Origin of the sequence: Dyella choica (assembly GCF_003977665.1) — a bacterium.
GTDB lineage: Bacteria > Pseudomonadota > Gammaproteobacteria > Xanthomonadales > Rhodanobacteraceae > Dyella_B > Dyella_B choica.
This window is the reverse complement of record NZ_RYYV01000006.1, coordinates 290,618-313,341: the sequence shown is the minus strand read 5'-3', so window position 1 is coordinate 313,341 and position 22,724 is coordinate 290,618. Positions and strand designations below refer to the sequence as shown.

The window sequence follows — 22,724 nt, the reverse complement described above, 5'->3', positions numbered from 1 at the left end:
TCAGGCGGATACCTTCAATGAGGGCAACAGTCGCCCGTCATCCTGCGACAACGCGGCAAGATCCAGCACCAGCGCAAGGCGTCCGTCACCGGTAACCGTGGCACCGGCCACTCCCGGCACACCTTCGAACAGCGGCCCCAGCGGCTTCACCATCACGTCTTCGCGGCCGATCACCTCGTGCACCAGGCAACCCAGGTGCATATGGCCGACATGCAGCACCACCACGTTGCGGCCGCGCGTGCCGGCAACACCGGCCCAGTCGGCAAGATCGCCCAGCACCAAGGCGCGACCGCGATGGGCGGCAACGCGGCGGCCGTCGAGCATGTGATCGTGCTGCGGGTTCAGTTCGAACACTTCGCTGACGTTACCCAGCGGCAGCGCAAACATGCGATCGCCGACCCGCACCATCAGCACGCGCAGAATCGCGAGCGTCAACGGCACCGTGAGCTCCAGCGTACTGCCGGCGCCCAGGCGCGAATGCACCTGCAACGTGCCGCCCAGTTCGGCCACGCGCGTCTTTACCACATCCATCCCGACGCCACGGCCGGAAATGTCGGATAGGGTCGCGGCGGTGCTGAAGCCGGGACGGAAAATCAGCTCGTAGCATTCCGCCTCGGACAGACGCGCAGCCTGGGCCGCGTCGATGATGCCTTTCTCCACGGCCTTGCGGCGCAGCACCTCCGGGTCCATGCCGCGGCCGTCGTCGCTCACCGAAATCACGATGCGTTCGCCGCGCTGGCTGGCCGAGAGTTTTACCTTGCCCTTGCGCGGCTTGCCGGCGAGCTCGCGGCCGGCCGGGTCTTCCAGGCCGTGATCGACCGCGTTGCGCAGCAGGTGGATCAGGGGATCGGCCAGCGCTTCGACCAGGCTGCGATCCAGATCGGTCTCTTCGCCTTCGGTGACCAGCTCGATCTCCTTGCCGAGCTGGCGCGCAAGATCGCGCACGATACGTGGGAATCGCTGGAACAGCCGACCGACCGGCTGCATGCGCATGCCGAGCACCGCGTTCTGCAAGTCGTCGGAAACGCGATCGAGATCGCCGGCCATGGCGGCGAGCATTTCGTTGTCGCTGCGTGAGGCCAGGCTCAGCAGGCGATTGCGCAGCAGCACCAGTTCGCCGGCGCGGTTGACCAGGGTATCCAGGCGCGCGGTGTCAACGCGCACAGTGTTTTCGGCCGCCGACGCCTTCTGAGATGCCGGACGCACGGGCTCCGCGGCAGCAGGGGCCGGAGCCGGCGAAGGAGCGGGCGCCGTGGCAACCGCCGCGGCAACCAGCCCCGGAGCCCCACCTTTGCCGTGTAGATTGTCCAGCAGGGCTTCGAATTCGTCGTCGCTGATGTCCTTCTTTTCCGGCTCGGCGGCTTTCACCGCTCCCGGTGCGCCACCTTGGCCATGCAACGCATCGAGCAGGCTTTCGAATTCGTCGTCGTTGATTTCGCCGGAATCGTGTTTGGTTGCGCCCGGCGCACCGCCCTGCCCGTACAGCGTGTCGAGCAGGGCTTCGAATTCCGCCTCGATGGGATCGGCCGATCGCACCGGCTTGGCCGGCTCAACCATCGGCGCTGCCTTTGCGGGCTGTAGACGCTCGAGCAAGGCCGCAGGCGGCGGCGACATCGTCGCTCCGCTCGCTAGTGCGGCCATCATCACATTGAGCAGGTCCAGCGCTTCGAGCAGCGCATCCATGTGCGCCGAGTTCAGCACCAGGCGGCCGTTGCGTGCGTCGTTGAGCAATTCTTCCGCGCAATGGCACAGCTGCACCATCGGCTCGACGCCAAGGAAGCCGGCGCCGCCCTTTACCGTGTGGAAGACGCGGAACACCGCATTGAGCAGTTCGCGGTCGTGCGGCGCGGCTTCCAGCTCGACCAGCTGTTCACCCAGCCGCTGCACCAATTCCCCGGCTTCGACCAGGAAATCGTCGCGCAGCTCGCTGTCGAGGTTGGCGTCCATCAAGCTCAGAACCCAAATTCGCTAAGCAGACGGTCCACTTCGTCCTGGCTGTGCACCTTCGCCACTTCCACCGGTGCTTCGCGTCCGGCCAGCGCGCCGGTGAGCCGCACCAGTTCCAGCAGCGACGATTCCACGCTCTCGATGAAGCTCACGACCTTCTTCACGCGCTGGCCGGCCAGGTCCTGCCAGGACTGCACCAGCACCATGTCGTTGAGGCCGTCGCAGCAAGCGCTCGCGAACACCTGGGCCTGGCGCGCCAACACCGCGGCCGGGTCGGTCTCGCTGCGGTTGGATTCCAGCACGGCGTTGGCGTTGTTGGACAGCGCCTCGGCCTCCGGACGGATACGGTCGACGAAATCCAGGCTGCGATGCGCGGCCTGCGCGCTCATCTGAAGGACCTCGGCCAGGTAGTTGCGTGCATCGACCATGCTGTCGGGCATGCCGCCGTTGGCCAGGTCGCTGCCGAGGCGGCACACGGCGCCGTGCAGGTCGCGCGCAAGCACGCCGAGCGCACGGAACAGATGCTGCTCGCGCTGGCGCACCATGGCATCCAGCGCCTGCTCGAACGCGGTGCCGTCCTTGCTGTTGAGCAAATCGAGCACTTCCGGCGGAAGGCTGTCGTTTACAGGGGCGGTCACGGCATTCATGCAGAAGCTCCACTGGCGGCCAGGCGCTCGAAGATCTTGTCGAGCTTTTCCTTGAGCGTATTCGCGGTAAAGGGTTTGACGATGTAGCCGTTCACGCCGGCCTGGGCGGCGGCGATGATCTGCTCGCGATTGTTTTCCGCCGTGACCATCAGTACCGGCAGGCTCTTCAGCTTCGGCTCGGCGCGAATGGCCTGCAGCAGCTCGATGCCGGTCATGTTCGGCATGTTCCAGTCAGTGACGACCATGTCGAAGCTGTTGGCCTTGAGCATCGCCATAGCGTTGTGGCCGTCGTCGGCTTCCTGGATGAGCGGGTTGCTGAAACCCAGCTCGACCAGCAGGTTGCGAACGATTCGCCGCATGGTGGAGAAGTCGTCCACCACCAGGATTTTCATGTTCTTGTCCAAGCCAATCTCCTAAAAGCCAAGGAGCGCGCAGTCCACCCGCCCCTGAAAATCATCCGCGCCAATCACCCATCCGCGCCCTGAGCCGCACCAGCGCCTGGCCATGGATCTGGCACACACGCGATTCGGTCACGCCGAGCACCAGGCCGATTTCCTTCAGGTTCATCTCCTGCTCGTAGTACAGGGACATCACCAGTTGTTCGCGCTTGGGCAACGTGCCGATCGCCTCGGCCAGGGCCTCGCTCAAAGTTTCCTGCTCGAAGCTGTCCTGTGGCCCCACACCGTCGTTGTCGATCACGTCCAGTGCGCCGGCCTCGCCGCCTTCGCCGTCATCCGGCGCCGTCAGGCTCAGCAGGCGCGCGCTGGTCGCGTCGGACAGCACCTGGTGATACTCCTCGGCGGTCATGCCGAGCCGTTTCATCACCTCGGCGCTGTCCGCATCGGCGCCGGTTTCGTTTTCGATTTTGCGCACCACTTCCGCCACCTCGCGCACCTTGCGGTGCACCGAACGTGGGGTCCAGTCGGTGCGCCGCAATTCGTCCAGCATCGCGCCACGGATGCGGATGCCCGCATACGTCTCGAAGCTGGCCGCGCGATCGGTCGTGAAATTTCGCGCCGCCTCCAGCAAGCCGATCATGCCCGCCTGCATCAGGTCTCCCACGTCAACGCTCGGAGGCAGCCGGCCCATCAGGTGGTAGGCAATGCGCCGCACGAGCGGCGCATGCTTGCGCACCAGTTGGTCCGCGTCTTCGCGTTGCAGCTGCAGATATTCCGAAGCCACATTCATGTCACCACCCCGCAGCCGGCAGGCTCTGCCCGCTGAAAAAGGCAATTCGGCCAAAGTCCGGGCACAGGGGTTTTCCCCATGTATCGACCGCACCTGCCAATTGCTTGAATCCGATCGCCGCGCGGCTGGAAGGCCACAGGTCGACCACCGCGCCCTGGCGGCGGATCGCCTGCCGCAACCATTCGTCATGCGGCACCATGCCCATGTAGTCCAGCGCCACGTCGAGGAAGCGCCCGCATACACGAGCGAGTTTTTCGAACAGTTTCTTGGCGTCGCCCGCCTGGCGGACCATGTTGGCGACAATGTGGAAACGCCGCACGCCGAAATCGTGGGCAAGAATCTTGATCAAGGCATACGCATCGGTGAGTGAAGCGAGCTCATCGCACACCACGATCAACACGTCATCGGACGCCGCAGCGAACATGGCAACGTTATCGGCCACGCCTGCCGCCGTATCCACCACCAGGAATTCCGGCGGCTGCAGCAGTTCGTCGAACGCGCGGATCACCGCGGCATGTTCGCCATTGCCCATCTTGGCCAGCCGGCGCACGCCCGAACCACCCGGTATCACCTTCAGGCCGTGCTGCGCCGGCATGATCAGGTCCTGCAGCGTGCATCGGCCTTCCAGCAGGTGGCCCACGTGGCGCATTGGATTGAGGCCGAGCTGTACGTCCACATTGGCGACGCCCATGTCGGCATCCAGCAGCATCACGTCGCGCCCCGCCATGGCCATCGCCATCGCGAGATTGACGGCTATCGTGGTCTTGCCGACGCCGCCCTTGCCGCCCGCCACCGCGATGGTGCGCGTGATGCGGGTCCGCGGTACCACCGGACGCAGGCTTGCCGCCTGGTGAAACACGTCCAGGTCCTCACGCGGCGCCTGCGCGGCGGAAAAAAGATTGTGCAAGCCGGCGGCCTGGTTCATGTGCAGTGCCTTGTTCATAGACCCGCCACCGCCATGCCGAAGCGCTCGGCCATATCCAGGTCGTCGCCCACGAAGCCGAGCTTGCGCTGCTGTTGCGCCGCGCGACAGACCAGCACGCGCGCGTCGGCGGCGCTGATGTCCTCGGGAACGCGCTGGCCATCGGTGGTGCAATCCAACGGAATGCGATGACGGATCAACACGGAAAGCAGGCCACCCAGGCTCGGCGCTTCATCCAGCTTGGTGGCGATGCAGGCACTGGGCCTGATCGGCAGGTACGCGCGCACCGAATCATCCAGCGCGGGCGACTGCGCATTCGCCGCCAGCACCAGGCAGGTACGCAATTGCGAAGCGCCGTGCGCGCTGGCTTCGCGCAGTACGTCCATCTGCTGTTGCAGGCGCGGATCGTTGCCGGACACGCCGGCGGTATCGACCAACACGGTGTGGTGATCGCGCAGTAGGTGCAGCGTCTGCGCCAGTCCGATCGCGTCATAGGCGGGATATACGCGCACTCCGAGCAGGCGGCCGTAGTGTTCCAGCTGCGCCGCGGCGCCGATGCGATAGTGGTCGGTGCTGACCAGGGCGACCTTGACCGGACCGTGATGCTTCACCGCACAGGCGGCGAGCTTGGCGATGGTGGTGGTCTTGCCCACGCCGGTCGGACCAACCAGTGCGATCACACCGCAAACGTCGGCCAGCGCACGGCCGCTGACTTTCAGGCTGCGACTGAGCAGGCCCAGAGGCAGATAGCGCGCCTGGTCGGCATTGATGTCTTCGGGCAGTTCGTCGATCAGCTGGCGCGCCACATCGGTATCGATGCCAAGGCGCGACATGTCACGTAGCACGCGAGCGCGCATCGGACTGCGGCGCTCCATGTCGTTCCAGGCAAGGCTGGAAAGCTGCTGTTCGAGCAATTGGCGCAGGCCGCCAAGCTCGGTGCGCATGCGCGCGGCTTCCAGCGCATGCTGTTCGATCACCGGCTGCAACACGGCAAGTTCGTTGGCTGGCAAAGGCAAAGGCAAGGGCGGGGGAGGAGGAGGAGGCGGCGGCGTGGCTGCACGCGTTTCCTTCACTGCTTCCTTCGACGTTTCCTTGGGCGTCTCCTTGGCGCGTTCCTTCAATGGCTCTTTCATCGCTTCGGTGACCGGCGGCCTGGTGGGTGCTGGTGCAGGAGCAGTAGCCTGCGGTGCATTGACGCGCGCAGCTTCGCGCATCAGCGTTTCGTCATAGTCGACGGCGGCGATGATTTCGATGCCTTCTTCAAGGCGGCGCGTGGAAAGAATCACCGCATCGGCGCCCTGCTCCGTGCGTACGTCGCGCATCGCCTGGCGCATGTCGGGGGCGAGGAAGCGTTTGATCTTCATGTGAAGCTCCGGCGCGCAGCGACGGTCGTTGCGCGCAGTGGCCGCTTCGTATTCATGCTGATGCTCACTGTTAGACACTCCCCACTCAAGCAAACGCATTCGTATTGATGTAGAAAAAAGGGCTCCTGCCCTTTTTTCTACTTCGCTGAATCAAGCACGAGCGCTTGATTCACGGCGGGCCATCCGTGGCCCGCGGACGTTGACGGCCTTGCCATCAACGTCCAATCGCCTGCACCAATCGCACGCGACGGTTGTCCGGTACTTCGTTGTAGGCCAGCACATGCAGGTTCTGAGCCACGTGACGCGTGAAGCGCGAAAGCCATGGCCGCAGTTGCGGTTGCACCAGCATCACCGCCGGTTCGCCGCTGGCCTCCTGCCGCCGCGCCGCTTCGGCGACGCTCTGCTGCAGGCGGTCAGCGAGCCCCGGCTCCACCGCCGCACCAGCCGCACCACTGCTCGAGAGCGATCCGAGCAAGATCTGTTCCAACTCCGGAGCAAGCGTCAACACCGGGATTTCCGTGCCCAAACCCGCGATCTCCTGCACTATTTGACGGCCCAGTGCGACCCGGACATAGGCGGTCAAGGCGCCAGGATCCTGACTTTGCCCGGCGTGCTCCGCCAAAGACTCGACGATGCTGCGCATGTTGCGCACCGGCACTCGTTCGGCCAGCAGGTTCTGCAGCACTTTCACCACCACCCCCAGCGAAAGGCGCTTGGGCACCAGGTCTTCCACCAGCTTGGGCGCGACCTGTGCCAGGCGATCCAGCAGTTGCTGGGCGTCCTGGTGGCTGAGCAGCTCGTGCGCGTGGTTCTGCAGGATGTGCGAGAGATGCGTCGCGATCACCGTGGCCGGGTCGACCACTGTGTAGCCCAGCGCCTGGGCGTGATCGCGCTGGTTGTTTTCGATCCATACCGCTTCCAGGCCGAAGGCTGGATCACGCGTGGCCACGCCGTGCAGTGTGCCGTGCACGCGGCCTGGATTGATCGCGAGATGCCTCTCGGTATACACCTCCGCCTCGCCCATCGGTACGCCCATCAGCGAGATACGGTAGCTATTGGGCCCCAGATCGAGGTTGTCGCGGATATGCACCGGCGCGACCAGGAACCCCAATTCCTGCGAAAGCTTGCGGCGTACCGACTTGATGCGTGCCATCAGCTCACCGCCCTGCTGCTTGTCCACCAGCGGGATCAGGCGGTAGCCCACTTCCAGTCCAACCGGATCCACGCTGGAGACGTCTTCCCAGCCCAGCTCCAGACGCTCGCTGGAGGCCGGCGCGGGCAGCGCTTCGGTGGCGGCCTTGGTCTGGCTCTCCTTGGTTTCCCTTTCGCGCTTGATCATCAGCCACGCCGCACCACCGCACACCGCGCCCAGCATCAGGAACGCGATGTTCGGCATGCCGGGAATCAGGCCCATCGTGCCCAGCACCACGCCGGCCACGGCCAGCGCGCGCGGCTGGGCGAACACCTGGCTGACCACCTGTTTGCCCATATCGTGCGACTTGGACACGCGCGTGACGATCACTGCCGTGGCGATCGACAACATCAACCCCGGCACCTGGGCGACCAGACCGTCGCCGATGGTGAGCAAGGTATAGGTGCGCGCCGCCTCGCCGGCGGAGAGGCCGTGCTGCAGCACTCCGACGAAGAAGCCGCCGACGATGTTGATCAGCAGGATCAGGATGCCCGCCGTGGCATCGCCACGCACGAACTTGGAGGCGCCATCCATCGAGCCGTAGAAATCGGCCTCTTCGCGCACTTCCTGGCGGCGCTCGCGCGCCTGCTCCTGGGTCAGCAAGCCCGCATTGAGATCGGCGTCGATCGCCATCTGCTTGCCCGGCATCGAATCCAGGGTGAAGCGTGCGGTCACTTCCGACACGCGGGTGGCGCCTTTGGTAACCACCACGAAGTTGATGATGGTGAGGATCGCGAACACCACCAGGCCCACGGCGAAATTGCCGCCGATCACGAATTCGCCGAAGGCCTCGATCACCTTGCCCGCGGCGCCGGCGCCGTCGTGGCCATGCAGCAGGATCACGCGGCTGGAGGCAATGTTGAGCGCCAGGCGCAGCAGCGTGGCGAGCAGCACTACGGTGGGAAACGCGGCGAATTCCAGCGGACGCATCACGTACACCACCGCCAGCAGGATCACCAGCGACAGCGCGATGTTGAAGCTGAACAGGATATCCAGCACGAACGGCGGCAGCGGCAGCATCAGCATCGCCAGCATGGCAAGCATGACGATCGGCGCACCGGCGCCGCGGCGGCTGACCTGCTTGAAGGTATCCAGAACGCTTGCGCTTGCCATGCGTGACGCCTTTTACGGTTGGCGGTAACGGCCCTGCAGTTCCGGGTCGATATCCGGACGCGGGGCCTCGGGAGGGGGGCCGCCTCGCTCGGCGGCCTGTTTCAACTGATAGACATAAGCCAGGATCTGCGCGACCGCGACGTACAGCGCGGACGGAATCTCGTGGCCGATCTCGGTGGTGGCATACAGCGCACGTGCCAGCGGCGGCGCTTCCACCAGCGGAATGCGGTGCGCATCCGCCACCAGGCGGATCTGCATGGCCATCACGTCCAGGCCCTTGGCGACCACGCGCGGCGCACGCATGCGCGCGTCGTCATAGCGCAACGCCACGGCAAAATGCGTAGGATTGACCACCACTACGTCGGCCTTCGGCACGTCCTGGATCATGCGGCGGCGCGCGATCTGCTGCTGCATCTGGCGGATGCGGCCCTTGAGCTCCGGGCTGCCCTCGGCTTCCTTGTGCTCGTCCTTCAGTTCCTGCTTGGACATGCGGTGCTTGCGTTCGTAGTCGAAGCGCTGCCATAGCGCATCGATGCCGCCGATCACGCCAAGGATCACTGCGAACAGCAGCGCTGCATGCGCCACCAGCGACAACGCATGCCCCACGCCCGCGCCAATGGCTTCGTGGCCGGTCGCCATCACGGCGGCTTCGTCGTGGCGCAGCAACAGCACCAGCGAAAATCCGATGAAAGCGACTTTCAACAGGGACTTCGCCAACTCGATCAGGCCATTGAGCGAAATCAGCCGCCCGAACCCGGCGATCGGATCAAGCCGCTGGAAGTTCGGCGTCAGCGCCTGCGCACTGAAACTCAGGCCGCCGATCAATACAGACGAACCCACGGCGGCCAGCAGCGTTGCCGTGAACACCGGCAGCAGCAGACCGAGCATGTCGCCCAGCGCAGCATGCATCGCGCGCGACATCAGCATGTCGCTGAACAAGGCCTCGCGGGAATAGCCCAAACCAAGCGCATAGATGTGCCGCATATCTGCGTACATGCTGGAGCTGTAGGAGAGCAGGATGCTCGCGCCCGCCAACACCACCATGGCGCCGGAAAGATCGCGCGAGCGTGGAATATCGCCTTTTTCGCGGGCCTCCTGGCGGCGTTTTTCCGACGCCTGTTCGGTGCGGTCTTCGTTTTCGGTTTCGGCCATGGCCTACAACCCCGCCAGATGCCGCATCAAATCCCAAGCCTGTGCCTGCAGCGCCGAATACGCGCCGGTCAGCCCGCGCAGAGCCAGCCACAACGCAATGAAGCCCATTGAGATGCTAATCGGGAAGCCGACCGCAAACAGGTTCATCGACGGCGAAGCACGGCTGGTCGCGGCGAACCCGATATTCACCAGCAACAGCGCCGTCATCGCCGGCAAGGCCACACGCAGCGCGCCGGCGAACAGATCGCCAGCGGCCATCACCAGTGCCCACAACGACTGGCTGTCGATACCCGTGGCGCCGGGCGGCAGGGCACGAAAGCTTTGCGCCAGCAGCTCGATCACTTGCAGGTGACCATCCATTGCCAGGAACAGCAGGCTCACCATGGCCATGTAGAACTGCCCCAGCACCGGCACGCTGGTGTTGCTGGTGGGACTGACCAGTTCGGCGAAACCCAGGCCCATGCTTTGCCCGATCAGGATGCCGCCATAGGAGACAGCCTGGAAAACCAGTTGCAGCACGAAGCCGATGCTGGCGCCGATCAGCAATTGCGTAGCCATGGTTGCCACGCCTTCCGCACTGATCAGGTCCTGCTGCATCGGCGCGAGCGGCGCCAGCACCAGCGTCAGCACGATGACGACCGCGGCGCGAATGCGTGCCGGCAACACCGTGGCGTTGAAGATCGGCGCCGCCATGCAAAAGCCGCCCACGCGACCCAGCGCCCAGAACATCCCGGACAGCCAGTGGATCAACACGGCCAGCTCGATCGTCACTTGATCGCCTCCGGCAGCCGCACAATGATGTCGTGGGTGAATTGCACCAGCGTGCGCAGCATCCACGGCCCGGCTATCAGGCCCACCGCCGCCATGGCGAGCAGCTTCGGGATGAAGCTCAGCGTCATTTCGTGGATTTGCGTGGCGGCCTGGATGACGCCGACCAACAGGCCGACCAGCAACGCGGTGAGCAGCAACGGGGCGGCCACGAGCATGCCGATGTACAAGGCATGCTGGCCGAAGTGAATCACCCATTCCGGCGTCATGGGTAGAAACTCCCGGCCAGGGTGCCGACCAGCAGCGACCAGCCGTCCACCATCACGAACAGCATGATCTTGAACGGCAACGAGATGATTGACGGCGATACCATCGCCATGCCCATCGACATCAGCACGCTCGCCACCACGATGTCGATCACCAGGAACGGAATGAACAGCAGGAAGCCCATCTGGAACGCAGTCTTCAACTCGCTGGTGACGAAAGCAGGCATCGCCACTCGGAACGGTACGTCATCCCGGCTGGCATAGGGCTGTTCCTTGGCCAGGCGCGTGAACAGCTGCAGATCCGCATCGCGCGTCTGGTTGAGCATAAAATGCTTGAACGGCGCGGCGGCGGCGGGAATCGCGGCTTCCGCGCCAATCTGGTGATCCATGTAGGGCTTCACCCCATCCTGGTAGGCATGGTTGAGCACCGGCGACATCACGAAGAATGTGAGAAACAACGCCAGCCCCAGCAGCACCTGGTTCGGTGGCGTGGACTGCGTGGAAAGCGCCTGGCGCAGGAAACTCAGCACGATGATGATGCGTGTGAACGAGGTCATCATCAGCAGTACGGCCGGCAGCAGGGTCAGCACCGTCATCAGTGCCACCACCTGCAGCGACAGGCTCCAGTTCTGGCCGCCGCTTGCGTTCTGCACGGTCAGCACGGGGATGCCGGCGGACTGCGAGATCGGGGCGATGGGGACCATCGGTGCAACCGCCTGGGAGCTGGTTGTCGTTGCCGCATCCGCGCACGAAACAATAAGCAAAAGCAATAACAGTGCGAGGCAGCCTATGAAGTACCGGAAACGGCTCCCTCGCCTGCTTGCAGGGGAGGGTTGGGGCGGGGTAAGGCCAACCTCGCGCTGGGCGTTAACGGTGCGGCAAGCTCGTGCAACCCCTCCCTGCCCCTCCCCTGCACGCAGGGGAGAGAACCGCTCAGCTGTTTCGAGGAAATGCATTTTCATGATTTGCGCCCCAGCCGGCCCAACAACTCTGCAAACGGCGGAACCGGTGCCGGCGCGAGCGCAGGTTCCGCCGGCACCGTGCCTTCGTAGACATGCAGCGCGCGGATGCCGCCGGCACCCACGCCTAGCAACAGGCGCTTGCCGTCGGCCTCGATCAGCAGCACGCGTTCGCGCGTGCTGATCGGCATCGTTTCGATGCAGCGCAGGCGGCGCCCGCCGCCGAACTGCCGCGATTGCAGGCGGCGCGTCAGCCAGCCCACGGCGAAGATCAGCGCCACGATGGCGCCCAGGCTCAACATCAGGCGAAGCAACTCGCCGGTCACGTTGATATCGGGCACGCTCGCCGCCGGCGCGCGCGCCAGCAAGTCCCATGCAGTGCTCATCTGAGTTTGCGCACCCGTTCGGCCGGGCTGATCACGTCGGTCAGGCGGATGCCGAACTTCTCGTTGATCACCACCACTTCGCCATGGGCCACCAGGGTGCCGTTGACGAATACGTCCAGCGGCTCGCCCGCGGCACGGTCCAGTTCCACCACCGAGCCCTGATTGAGCTGCAGCAGGTTGCGAATGCTGATGCGCGTGCGGCCTACTTCCATCGCCAGCGTCACCGGCACGTCCAGGATCATGTCCAGGCTGACGTCTGCCTTGTCCCCGCCGCTCAAGGCATCGAATTCGGTGTGCGGCTCGCCGCTATGGGTGGCCCCGTTCGGGCCGGACAGGGAATCGAAGTTATGGCTCATGCGATTTTTTCCGGGGCAAAGTCAACTGCAGGACGCGGCGAGCGGCGACCGGCCTGGGTTTTGTAGCGAATGGCGTAGCGGCCGTTGGTCTGGCCGTATTCACCGCGAAAGATAGGTACGTCTTCGGCGAACACGGTGGTGACGTCGGGCAAGTTGATCGGGATCACGTCTCCGATGCGCAGCCCCAGGAACTCGCCGATGCTGATCCTGGTTTCCAGCAGCAACGATGTGAGTTCCACCTCCGCATCCATGACTTCTTCGTGCAGGCAGTTGATCCAGCGCTCGTCGCGCTCGCCCATGCGGTCGCTCTGCACGCCGGCGTCGAGCATGGTGCGGATCGGCTCCACCATCGAGTACGGCAAGGTCAGGTGCACTTCGCCGCCACCGCCATCGAGTTCCACATGGAAACGCGAGACCACCACGGTTTCGGTAGGGCTGACGATGTTGGCGAATTGCGGATTGATCTCGGAATTGAGGAATTCAAACTGCACCTGCATGGCCGGCGCCCAGGCTTCGGCCATCGCCACGAATACCTCGGCGAGCAGGATCTGGATCACACGGTTTTCGGTCGGCGTGAAATCGCGGCCTTCGATGCGCGCGTGATAGCGTCCGTCGCCGCCGAAGAAATTGTCGATCACAGTGAACACCAGGCGCGGCTCCATCACCGCCAGCGCGGTGCCGCGCAGCGGCTTCACCTTGATCAGGTTGAGATTGCTCGGCACGTTCAGGCCGTGCACGTATTCGCTGAATTTCTGCATCTTCACGCCGAGCACCGACACCTCGCACGTTTTACGCAGCACACCGAACAGCTGGGTGCGGAAGAAGCGCGCGAAGCGATCGTTGATCATCTCCAGCGTGGGCAGTCGGCCGCGCACGATGCGGTCCTGCTGGGTGAAGTCGAAATCCAGCACCGCGCCGTCCGGCGGCGGCAAGTCGCCTTCGGTTTCGATCTGGCCGCCGTCGACACCGTTGAGCAGTGCGTCGATTTCTTCCTGGGTAAGCAGGTCGCTCATCGCGTCGTTTCCGTCATTGCATTACGAAGCTGGTGAAGTACAGGGCATCGACATCCGGCTTGCCGGTCTTGTCGGCCACGACCTTGCGCACGGCGTCCAGCGCCTGGTTCTGCAGCTTCTGCTTGCCCGTAATGTCGCTGAGTCCCGCGTAGGTCTGGCTGCTGAACAGCATCACCAGCGCATTGCGGATCACCGGATCACTTTCTTTCATCGCCTGCACTGCGGCCGGGTCGTGCGTCATCACCGTCACTCCGACCTGCAGGTAGCGCGTGGCGTCCTGATCCTGGAAATTCACCACGAACGCAGGATCCAGCGGCAAGAACAATTCTGGCGGCTTCGGCGGCGTGGCCGCGGCTTGCGCGCCATGGCCGCGGGTGTACAGGTAGCCGCCTGCGCCAAGCAGTACGAGCATGGCAATCCCAGCAAACATCATCGCCCTGCCGCCCTTCTTCTTGGTCGTTGTGGCAGGAGCTTCGTCTTCCCTATTGTCGGCGTTAGCCATGAACAACCCCATTCCATACAAGACATGACGCCGCGCCTCGAATCGAAGCGGGCTTGGCTACGGGGTTTTTAGCAAGCGGCGTGCCACGCTTTGAAAGCGCGCCATGGTGCGGTTTGCGTGATTCGTGCAGCAATGGAACGGCGTTTTATTGACGCGTGCCGGGATACAGGCGCGTGAACGGGTGAGGGAATTTCGACGTTGCGCCAGCGTTGATTGGGACGCAGCGGCGTAGGCTGGGTTGCCAAACCCAGCATTGCCATGCATGCAGTCGCGCGATGCTGGGTTTGGCAACCCAGCCTACGATTGTTATCCCATTCGTGGAGTGTCAGGCAAACGCGTCAACCAGACCTATCGCAACACGTGCCGCCATAGCGACCGGTGTATCGGCGGGTTCGTCGTTCGAGTTGCCGGAAGCCTGGGCCTGCTGTTCCGACCGCCCGCCGAACTGCTGTTGCGCGTGCTGGCCAACCGTGGCGTGACCAAGCGACAAACCCTGCCCGCCCAGCATCTGATGGAGCTGATCCAGTCCTTGCTGTACGGCGGCGGTAGTGGCGGGATGCTGCGTCATGAAGCTCACATCCACACGGCCGCGATCCACGCTCACCTTCACGTCGAGCGGGCCCAGGCCCTGCGGATTGAGGCGTATTTGTGCCTGCTTCACTTCCTGACCGCTGAGCCAGGTAATCTGCTGGCCGAGTTCCTTGGCGAAGCCGGAGGAACCAACGGGCGCGTCCACCCTCAGGCTATGCGTGGCGTTGCTTGAAGGAACCACCGGTGTAGCGGTGAGATTGCCCAGCGCAGTCATGCCGGAGGTGGTGTCCGGGGTAAACGTCGCGCCTGCCGGTAGCGCAGCATGCGCGCTTGCGGCCGCACTGCCCGCAAGCGATTGCACGCCATCGGCGATGCCCTGGATTGGGCTGCCGGTATCCGTGCCGACGGGCGTCCCGGCCGCAGTAGCATCGCCCGCACTGCTGTCGCCGCCTTTGACGTCCCATTCCAGGGACGATTTGGTTGACAAGGCGCTGCCGATGGCATCGGTCAATGCAGCACCCGTTTGCGGCGCACTTGAACCCGTTGCCGCCAAGGGCAGCGGATTGATTGCGGGCAACGGTACTGGAGCCATGGTTGCCGTCGACGCTGCCGGCAGCGGGGCGGCAGGTTGCTTGTTGCTCGCGCCCTGCTTGGCCGGGCTCGGTGCAGCACCTGGGTGATCACCATTCGCATGGTCGATCAGGCTCAGCACCATACCCGCCAGGCTGCCGGCAGCACCGGTGAGATCGATGCCAGGAGCGCGCTCGTTCTGTGCTGCATCGTCGCCGGGTTTGCTGGTGTTGCTGGAAGTGTCGCCAGCCGGTGTGCTGTCGCTCCGGGCGTTGTTGCCGCTCTGTCGTTGATCGCCGTTCGACGAAGTGCTTTGCGCGTCTTGCGATGACTGCTGGTCCTGCTGCGCCGACTCCAGGTGTGAATGGAAGCTACCGCCGCTGTGCAGGCTGCGGCTGCCCGTCGACGGCGCCAGATGGCTCGGTGTCGCGGGAGTGACCGGTAGTGCAAGTAGCGGAGTGGCGCTCATGCGCGAGTACTCGTCTTGAAGTTAGGGGGGATAGAGGCAAGAACCAGGCCATTGGCAGGCTTCAGGATGGTGAGCCTGCCCGGCGGCCGCGGTACTGCATCCGCTCATCCACTTCCGCCTGCTCGAGGCGCTGCTCGCTCTGGTGTTCCTGCTTGCGCAAACGCTCCACCACGCTGCCCAGCGCGCTCTCGCGCGCATGCGCCTGCAGCCAGCGTTCGCGCGCGCCCTCGAGCAGGCGCTGCAGGCGTTCGATCAGGCGGCTTTGCTGCACGATGGCCTGGTCGATGCGCTCGACGAATTGTTGACGGTTGAGCAGCGCGCTCACTGTCAGCCCGCCGTCGCTGAGGCCGTATTCACGCCGGTAGCGATGCAGCTCCTCAAGTTGCTGTTCGGCCTGCGCAAGCTTCTGTTGATGCTCGGCCAGGCGCTGCAACGCCTCTTTCTGGCGGCGCTGGGCCTGGTCCACGGCAGGCTGCAACCGGTCCGAGCGCGATGTCATGCCTTGATCTCCGCGGTAATGGACTCGAGCCGTTCCTGGGCAGCTTGCAGTTCGACGGGCTCGTCGACCTCCTGTTGCAGGAATCGCTGCAGGCGCGGATACAGTGCGATGGCCAGGTCGACCTGATGGTCGGACCCTTTCTGGTACGCCCCCACCGCGATCAGGTCCTGGCGCTGGCGATAAGCCGAATAGACCTGGCGGAATCGCTGCGCAGCGCGCATCTGATCCTTCGCCACCACGGCGGGCATCACGCGGCTGATCGAGGCTTCAATATCGATCGCCGGGTAATGCCCTGCCTCCGCGAGATCGCGCGACAGCACGATATGGCCGTCCAGGATGGCGCGCGCCGCATCGGCGATGGGATCGTGGCGATGATCGTCGCCCTCGGTCAGCACGGTATAGAACGCGGTGATGGAACCGCGTCCTTGCGCATCATTGCCCGCTCGCTCGACCAAAGCCGGCAGCATGGCGAACACGGACGGCGGATAACCCTTGGTCGCCGGCGGCTCGCCGATCGCCAACGCGATTTCGCGTTGGGCCTGGGCGTAACGCGTCAACGAATCCATCAGCAGCAGCACACGCTGGCCGCGATCGCGGAACCATTCGGCGATCGCGGTGGCATATTGCGCACCGCGCAAGCGCTTCAACGGCGGCGCATCGGCCGGCGCGGCGACGATCACCGCGCGCTCGCGACCCTCGTGGCCCAGCGTCTGCTCGACGAATTCCTTCACCTCGCGGCCGCGCTCGCCGATCAGGCCGACCACGACCACGTCGGCGTCGGTGTAACGCGTCATCATGCCGAGCAAAGTGGATTTACCCACGCCGGAACCGGCAAACAGCCCGATACGCTGGCCGCGCCCCACGGTCAGCAAGGCGTTGATCGCACACACGCCGGTATCGAGCGGCGTATCGATCGGCTTGCGCGCCATCGGATTGATCGGCTCGCGCTTCAGCGCCGCGTGGCTTTCCGCATGCAACGGACCTGCGCCATCCAGCGGCATCCCGTCAGCGCCGATCACGCGTCCCAGCAAAGCCTCGCCCACCGGCAGGCCGCCCGCACGCGAACAAGGCCGCACCCGCGCATTCGGCAGCACTCCATGCATCTCGGTTACCGGCATCAGCAGCAGACGTTCGTCGGCAAAGCCCACCACTTCGGTATCCAGTTCAGTGCCATCAGCTGCGTCGACCAGGCAGCGCGCACCCAGCGGCGCTTCGCAGCCCTCGGCCTCCAGCGTCAAGCCAACCACGCGACGCAAACGACCTTCGGCCGTCAGCATCTGCGCGGAACGCGCATGCTGGGTACGCAAGGCAAGCTGCCGGCGCCAGCGCTGGTGTCTGCTTGGCGCCGAGGCGGTCATGCGGAAACCTCATCCTCGCCGTCGTCAAGATCGTCGCCGATCACCGCATCGACCACAGCCGCCAGCCGCGTGCTGACTCGCGCGTCCAGGCGCGAGCTCGCGCTTTCCAGGACGCAATCGCCGCGCTGCAGGGCCGGGTTCGCGCCAAAGCGCCAATTCGTCTCGGCGGCGCCGAGCTCGCGCAGCAGATCCATGTCGCCGGGATGCACCCACACGCGCAAGTCGCGTGCTGCCGACGGCAAGGCCGCGGCAGCTTCACGCACCGCGCGTTCGATCAATGACGGATCGAGCTGCAATTCGCGCGTTATCACGCGGCGGGCAATCACGGTGGCGAGCAGCGCGAGCTCGCGCTCGACGGCGTCGTCCATCCCGGCCAGCGGGCGCGCTGCGGCGGTGCAGATGGCATCGAGGCGCGCCAGACGTTCGTCGAGTTCTTTCTTGGCCGCGGCACGGCCTTCGCCCAGGCCAGCCGCATAGCCCTCTTCACGCGCCTGGCGTTCGATTTCCTCCAGCTCATAGAGGGTGGGGCCAGGTGGCGCCGCAGGTTCCGGCGTGCCTTGATCGGCGCCGACCGAAGGGGGCTCCCAGCGGTCGAAGCCGGCAATGGTTTCGCGGCTGAGAACGTTAGGCATCACACAAACTCATCGCCACCGGCCGTCAGGCTGATCTGCCCCGCATCCGCCAGCTTGCGTGCGATCTGCAACACCTCTTTTTGCGCGGCATCGACTTCGCTGAGCTTCACCGGGCCCTTCACTTCCAGGTCGTCGCGCAGCATGTCGGCGGCACGCTTGGACATGTTGGCGAAGATTTTTTCCCGCACGGAGGGCTCGCAGCCCTTCAGCGCGATGATCAGGCGCGTGGACGGCACTTCGCGCAACAGGGTCTGCATGCTGCGGTCGTCGATCCCTGCCAGGTCGTCGAACACGAACATCAGGTCTTCGATCTTGGTGCTGAGGCCGGCGTCGTGGCTGCGGATCGCGCTCATCAACTCGGCTTCGCGCGAGGTTTCCATCGCGTTGAGGATGTCCGCGGCCGCCTTCAGGCCGCCGACGGTGGCCGACTTCAATTTGCTCGAGCTGCCGGAAAACTGGCGCTCCATGATCTCGTCCAGTTCGTTGAGCGCCTGCGGCTGCACGCCGTCGAGGTTGGCAATGCGCATGACCGCATCGCTGCGGACACGCTGCGGCAGGTAACCGATCACCTCGGCGGCCTGGTCCGGTTCTAGATGTGCCAGCACCAGCGCAATGATCTGCGGATGTTCCATGCCGATCATCTCGGCGATGGCGCGGCTTTCCATCCACTTCAGCGATTCCAGACCCTTGGTGGAACGCCCCAGCAGGATGCGGTCGATCAGGCTGCCGGCCTTGGTTTCGCCCAGCGCGCTGACCAGCACCTTGCGGATGTAGTCCTCGGTGCCCACGCCGAGCGCGGTCTGGCGGCCGATGTCGTCGCTGAGACGACCGAGCACATGCTCCACCTGGTCGCGTGAAATGTTGCTGAGCGTGGCCATCGCGGTGCCAACCGCCTGCACGTCGCGCGCACTCAGGTGCTTGAGCACCTCGGCGGCATCCTGTTCGCCCAGCGTCAGCAGCAGGATGGCGGCGCGTTGCGCGCCGTTGAGCGCGTGATTCTGCTCAGCTGCCATCTTCGCCCACCCAGTTCATCACGACCTGCGCGACCTGCTTGGAGTTTTCCTGCACCAGCTTGCGTGCGAGGCCGATCTTCTGCTCGTACGCCATGTTCTGGATCTGCGGCGAAGTGATGCGCACCGGCTCATCGCGATCGTCGTCGGCGATGCGTACGGAAACCGTGGGAACCGGTCCGGCCAGCGCGGTCATCGGTTCCGGCCCGCGCAGCAGCCCCTTGAGCAGGGGCCGCAGCAAGCCAAACGCAATCAGCAGGGCGATCAGAATGCCGGCGCCTTGCTTGATCAGATCGAGCATGCCCGGACGCAACCAGAATGGCTGCGCCACCGGCGCAACGTCGCTCGCCGTATCGTCAGAAAACGCCTGGTTGATCACGGTGACGCCGTCGCCGCGCTGTTCGTTGTAGCCCACTGCGTTCTTGGTGAGATCGCTCAGGTGCTGCAATTCCTGCGTGGTGAGCGGAACGCTCTTGCCCTTGCCGTCCGGCGCGGGCTTGTTGTCGACCACCACGGCGACCGTCAAACGCGTCAGCCGGCCGGCCGGATCGGTGACGTGGCTGACGGTGCGGCCGAGTTCGTAGTTGCGCGTGGCACTGGACGAAGTGTCAGTCGGCGTTGCACTGGCAGCACTGCTTGCCGCGGCGTTCGCGGCCGGTGGCGCGCCGGCGTTGGGTTTGGCCGCCGTTGGCTGCGCCACGGAATTGGGCGGCTGGTTGCTCAATGCACCAGCGATCTCGCCATTGCCGCCGTCACGTTTTTGTTCGCTGCTGGTTTGCTCGCTGCGCAACGCCGGCTTGTCGCCGTCATAGCTTTCACTGGCTTTTTCGGTTTCGCTGAAATCGAGCGCCACGTTGACCTGGGCGCGCACGCGTCCGTTGCCGACCAGCGGCGTGAGCAACGTTTCGACGCGCTGCGCGTAGCTGTTTTCCATGCGCGTCACCAGGCGCATGTGCGCATCACCCACCGCGGCAGGGCTGTTGGGATCGGAATTCGTGAGCAGCGAGCCCTGCTGATCCACCACCGACACCTGCGCGGGATCGAGATCCGGCACGCTGGAAGACACCAGATGCACGATGGCCTGGACCTGGCTGCTGTCGAGCTGGCGGCCGGGATACAGCGTGAGCAGCACGGACGCACTGGCCGGATGATTGTCACGGATGAAGGCGGAAGGTTTAGGCAGGGCCAGGTGCACGCGCGCAGCGCGCACGAACTGGAGGCCGGCAATGGTGTTGCCCAGATCCGTTTCCAGCATTTCGCGATAACGCGTGCTTTCGGCCAGGTCGCTCATGCCGAAAGGCGAATCGCTTTGCGGCAAGGTGGCGCCGGCGGTATTGCCTTGCGGCAATCCTTGCGCTGCGAGCTTCAGTCGCGCGTCCGCCAATACGTCGGCCGGCACCGAAATGGAAGCGCCATCCGCGCCGAGCCGAAACGGCGTGTTGCTGCTTTGCAGAGCCTGCGTGACCGCCGCGGCATCTTTCGGATCGAGCCCGGCATACAGCAAGGCAAAGCTGGGGCCGCGAGACCACAGCACAATGCCGACGCCCAGGGCCACTGCCGCGGCAACGCCCACCAGCAGCATCAGCAGGCGAGTCATCGGATTGCGCAGCAGGATTTTCAGCTGGTCCTGGCGCGATGGCGTGGTGGCAGGAATATTGTCGGCCATGAGGGTGAATTAGTAGTTATTTTTGCCGTCATTCCCGCGAACGCAGGAATCCCGTCTTGGTACTTGGTGCGAAGCACGCAGGGCGTTTTATGTTGGCGTCCTTCGAGCGCGTGGTCGATGCAAGGGGCCCCCGCTTTCGCGGGGATGACCCAGTTGGGTCAAACCGGCATGTTCATGATGGTGGTGTACGCATCCACCAGCTTGTTGCGCACTTCCACCAGACCGCGAAAGGCGAGATCCGCCTTCTGCCCCGCGATCGACGTCTTGACGATATCGGCGCCGGGATCGCCACGCTCGAACGCGCCGACCTGCTTTTGCGCTTCATTCTGCTGCGCGGCCACCGATCCGATGGACTGCCTGAACAGCGTGCCGAAATCCACGCCGGTCCCATTCGATGCAGCAGGCAGCGAAGCGGTCGGCATCGTGCCGGTGGCCAGCGAACTGAGTGCGCGCATTTGCGAAAGCACACTGTTGACGTCGATCTGACTCATGTCGGTTTTCCAGCGCTTGAGCGGTTACTAAGAGCTTCAAGCAACGGCTGTGCCATTCTCGGGAGACGCCTCGTTGCCGCGGCAGGCCGCTTGCAGGCCGTACTTGCGAAGCTTCTCCACCAGCGTGGTGCGCTGCATGCGCAGAAGCTTCGCGGCATGCGCCACGACGCCATCGGTAATGTCGAGCGCCTGGCGGATCAGCCCCACTTCGATGTCGGCCAGGTGATCCTTCAGATCCACGCCGCCCTCTGGCAGCAGCACGTCGGTATCCAGCAAGCTGCGATGATGCGCCTGCGCAGGCTTGGCCTGGCCATCGAGCATCGCGCGGATCACGCTGCCGCCGGTTTCGTCGATCGGCTGCGCACCACGGTATTTTTCCGGCAAGTCGCTGGCGCGCACTTCGCCGTTCGGATAGAGGATGGCAAGACGTTCGACCAGGTTGGACAATTCCCGCACATTGCCCGGCCACGGATGCTGGCGTAGCGCCTGCAGCGCACTGCCGCTGAAGCGCACGCTCTGCAAGCCGCGGCGCTGCAGGCGCTGGTTGAATTCGGCGATCAGCTCCGGCATGTCCTCCAGGCGCTCGCGCAGCGGCGGCATCTCCAGCGGAAACACGCTGAGGCGATAATACAGGTCTTCACGGAAGCGCCCTTCGGAAGTGGACGTCTCCAGATTGCGATGGGTGGCAGCGATGATGCGCACATCGCAGCGCTGCGTACGGTTGCTGCCGACCCGTTCGTACACACGCTCCTGCAACACGCGCAGCAGTTTCACCTGCATCGGCAGGCTCATGTCGCCGATTTCATCGAGGAACAGCGTGCCGCCCTCGGCCATCTCGAAGCGTCCCTTGCGGGTGCTGATGGCGCCGGTGAACGCGCCCTTCTCGTGGCCGAACAGTTCGCTTTCGAGCAGTTCCGCCGGAATGGCGCCGCAATTGATGGCCACGAACGGCTTGTCGCGGCGCGGGGAGCAGTCGTGAATCGCGCGTGCCACCATTTCCTTGCCGGTGCCAGACTCCCCCAGCACCAGCACGCTGGAATCGAACGGCGACACCTGGCGGATCAACGCATTGACGCGCCCCATCGCGATGGAACCACCCACCAGGCGCAATGGCGCGGGGCTGCTGCTGGTGCGCAGGGTCGGCGCGCGGCGCACTGCTTCGGCCAGGCGTTCGTAGCGCAGCGGAAAGTCCAAAACCTCGATCTGCGCAGCATGAGGACAGCCGGCTTTGGTCAGCCGCTCCAGCTGCGGCGAGTCGGACCCCACCAGCACCAGCAACTGCTCAGGCGGCACGTCGAGCGATGCCAGCAGTTGTTCGCAAAGCCCTTCGTCCTCGATCCCACCGATGTAAACCGCTCGCCAGTCGTGCGCAATCGAGCCGGTCGGCAAGGATGCATCCCATCGCTGCGGTAAAAACCCCATGAATTGCATGGCCGATATGACGATATCGGCACGGGTCCCGTTGGATTCGATGATGAGTACGTTGCTATTTGGCATGAACACAAGTCCTGCTGCTCTACTGCGACTGCTAATGAACAACGACGATTCCGCCTCAAATGTCGTGTGTCCCCTGTGTGTCAGCGATTCGCCGCGACACGTGTGCCAATCCAGCAAGAAGAACGCCAAAAATTTCGCGTCCATTTGGGTCTGTGCGATACATCCCATTTGCCGCGTGACGGATTTCGCACACCGTACGTCGACGCATTCACATTTGTGTGCCGCA

Annotated in this window: 23 protein-coding genes; all 23 read right to left on the bottom strand. The window is 64.4% G+C overall.

The window, feature by feature from the left end:
• The 23 genes from EKH80_RS10685 to EKH80_RS10575 all read right to left on the bottom strand — a co-directional run bounded on the left by EKH80_RS10685 (window position 1) and on the right by EKH80_RS10575 (window position 22,498).
• Window positions 1–1,947 (bottom strand): chemotaxis protein CheA, encoded by a 1,947-nt coding sequence (locus EKH80_RS10685; protein WP_126684772.1) that lies wholly within the window; start codon window positions 1,945–1,947, stop codon window positions 1–3.
• A gap of 5 nt (window positions 1,948–1,952) precedes the next feature.
• Window positions 1,953–2,594 carry a protein phosphatase CheZ gene (locus tag EKH80_RS10680; RefSeq protein WP_126684725.1) on the bottom strand — a complete coding sequence of 214 codons (642 nt, stop codon included), beginning with the start codon at window positions 2,592–2,594 and terminating at the stop codon, window positions 1,953–1,955.
• On the bottom strand, window positions 2,591–2,998 hold the full coding sequence (gene cheY, locus EKH80_RS10675; protein ID WP_126684724.1) for a chemotaxis response regulator CheY: 408 nt from the start codon (window positions 2,996–2,998) through the stop codon (window positions 2,591–2,593). Before cheY ends, EKH80_RS10680 begins: the two co-directional genes overlap by 4 nt.
• Before the next feature lie 49 nt (window positions 2,999–3,047).
• A complete protein-coding gene (locus EKH80_RS10670; protein WP_126684723.1) occupies window positions 3,048–3,782 on the bottom strand; it encodes an RNA polymerase sigma factor FliA in 735 nt (244 codons plus the stop codon).
• 1 nt (window position 3,783) lies between these two features.
• Window positions 3,784–4,725: a MinD/ParA family ATP-binding protein gene (locus EKH80_RS10665; RefSeq protein WP_230473611.1), complete on the bottom strand. Its 942-nt coding sequence runs from the start codon at window positions 4,723–4,725 to the stop codon at window positions 3,784–3,786.
• Window positions 4,722–6,068 carry a flagellar biosynthesis GTPase FlhF gene (gene flhF, locus EKH80_RS10660; RefSeq protein ID WP_126684722.1) on the bottom strand — a complete coding sequence of 449 codons (1,347 nt, stop codon included), beginning with the start codon at window positions 6,066–6,068 and terminating at the stop codon, window positions 4,722–4,724. The genes EKH80_RS10665 and flhF overlap by 4 nt, the downstream gene beginning before the upstream one ends.
• Before the next feature lie 214 nt (window positions 6,069–6,282).
• Entirely contained in the window at window positions 6,283–8,373 is a 2,091-nt protein-coding gene (gene flhA, locus EKH80_RS10655) for a flagellar biosynthesis protein FlhA (RefSeq protein ID WP_126684721.1), read from the bottom strand.
• A 12-nt stretch (window positions 8,374–8,385) separates the two neighbouring features.
• Window positions 8,386–9,525 carry a flagellar biosynthesis protein FlhB gene (gene flhB / locus EKH80_RS10650; protein WP_126684720.1) on the bottom strand — a complete coding sequence of 380 codons (1,140 nt, stop codon included), beginning with the start codon at window positions 9,523–9,525 and terminating at the stop codon, window positions 8,386–8,388.
• A gap of 3 nt (window positions 9,526–9,528) precedes the next feature.
• Window positions 9,529–10,296, bottom strand: a complete 768-nt coding sequence (gene fliR / locus EKH80_RS10645; protein ID WP_230473607.1) for a flagellar biosynthetic protein FliR — start codon at window positions 10,294–10,296, stop codon at window positions 9,529–9,531.
• A complete protein-coding gene (gene fliQ, locus EKH80_RS10640) occupies window positions 10,293–10,562 on the bottom strand; it encodes a flagellar biosynthesis protein FliQ (RefSeq protein WP_126684719.1) in 270 nt (89 codons plus the stop codon). Before fliQ ends, fliR begins: the two co-directional genes overlap by 4 nt.
• A complete protein-coding gene (fliP, locus tag EKH80_RS10635; RefSeq protein WP_126684718.1) occupies window positions 10,559–11,263 on the bottom strand; it encodes a flagellar type III secretion system pore protein FliP in 705 nt (234 codons plus the stop codon). Before fliP ends, fliQ begins: the two co-directional genes overlap by 4 nt.
• Window positions 11,264–11,517: 254 nt before the next feature.
• A complete protein-coding gene (fliO, locus tag EKH80_RS10630) occupies window positions 11,518–11,904 on the bottom strand; it encodes a flagellar biosynthetic protein FliO (protein WP_126684717.1) in 387 nt (128 codons plus the stop codon).
• The gene (fliN, locus tag EKH80_RS10625; RefSeq protein ID WP_230473605.1) at window positions 11,901–12,260 is read right to left on the bottom strand and encodes a flagellar motor switch protein FliN; all 360 of its coding nucleotides are present in this window, start codon (window positions 12,258–12,260) and stop codon (window positions 11,901–11,903) included. Before fliN ends, fliO begins: the two co-directional genes overlap by 4 nt.
• Entirely contained in the window at window positions 12,257–13,273 is a 1,017-nt protein-coding gene (gene fliM, locus EKH80_RS10620; RefSeq protein ID WP_126684716.1) for a flagellar motor switch protein FliM, read from the bottom strand. The genes fliN and fliM overlap by 4 nt, the downstream gene beginning before the upstream one ends.
• Before the next feature lie 13 nt (window positions 13,274–13,286).
• Window positions 13,287–13,775: a flagellar basal body-associated FliL family protein gene (locus EKH80_RS10615; protein WP_230473604.1), complete on the bottom strand. Its 489-nt coding sequence runs from the start codon at window positions 13,773–13,775 to the stop codon at window positions 13,287–13,289.
• A 325-nt stretch (window positions 13,776–14,100) separates the two neighbouring features.
• A complete protein-coding gene (locus EKH80_RS10610; RefSeq protein ID WP_126684715.1) occupies window positions 14,101–15,345 on the bottom strand; it encodes a flagellar hook-length control protein FliK in 1,245 nt (414 codons plus the stop codon).
• Between the two features lie 61 nt (window positions 15,346–15,406).
• Window positions 15,407–15,844: a flagellar export protein FliJ gene (gene fliJ, locus EKH80_RS10605; protein ID WP_126684714.1), complete on the bottom strand. Its 438-nt coding sequence runs from the start codon at window positions 15,842–15,844 to the stop codon at window positions 15,407–15,409.
• Complete coding sequence (fliI, locus tag EKH80_RS10600; RefSeq protein ID WP_126684713.1) at window positions 15,841–17,202, bottom strand: flagellar protein export ATPase FliI; 1,362 nt, start codon at window positions 17,200–17,202, stop codon at window positions 15,841–15,843. The genes fliJ and fliI overlap by 4 nt, the downstream gene beginning before the upstream one ends.
• On the bottom strand, window positions 17,199–17,834 hold the full coding sequence (locus EKH80_RS10595; protein WP_126684712.1) for a FliH/SctL family protein: 636 nt from the start codon (window positions 17,832–17,834) through the stop codon (window positions 17,199–17,201). Before EKH80_RS10595 ends, fliI begins: the two co-directional genes overlap by 4 nt.
• Window positions 17,834–18,847 (bottom strand): flagellar motor switch protein FliG, encoded by a 1,014-nt coding sequence (gene fliG, locus EKH80_RS10590; protein ID WP_126684711.1) that lies wholly within the window; start codon window positions 18,845–18,847, stop codon window positions 17,834–17,836. The genes EKH80_RS10595 and fliG overlap by 1 nt, the downstream gene beginning before the upstream one ends.
• On the bottom strand, window positions 18,837–20,510 hold the full coding sequence (gene fliF, locus EKH80_RS10585) for a flagellar basal-body MS-ring/collar protein FliF (protein ID WP_126684710.1): 1,674 nt from the start codon (window positions 20,508–20,510) through the stop codon (window positions 18,837–18,839). The genes fliG and fliF overlap by 11 nt, the downstream gene beginning before the upstream one ends.
• A 158-nt stretch (window positions 20,511–20,668) precedes the next feature.
• The gene (gene fliE, locus EKH80_RS10580) at window positions 20,669–21,001 is read right to left on the bottom strand and encodes a flagellar hook-basal body complex protein FliE (protein ID WP_126684709.1); all 333 of its coding nucleotides are present in this window, start codon (window positions 20,999–21,001) and stop codon (window positions 20,669–20,671) included.
• 36 nt (window positions 21,002–21,037) lie between these two features.
• Window positions 21,038–22,498 (bottom strand): sigma-54 dependent transcriptional regulator, encoded by a 1,461-nt coding sequence (locus tag EKH80_RS10575; protein WP_126684708.1) that lies wholly within the window; start codon window positions 22,496–22,498, stop codon window positions 21,038–21,040.
• Window positions 22,499–22,724: the final 226 nt, after the last annotated feature.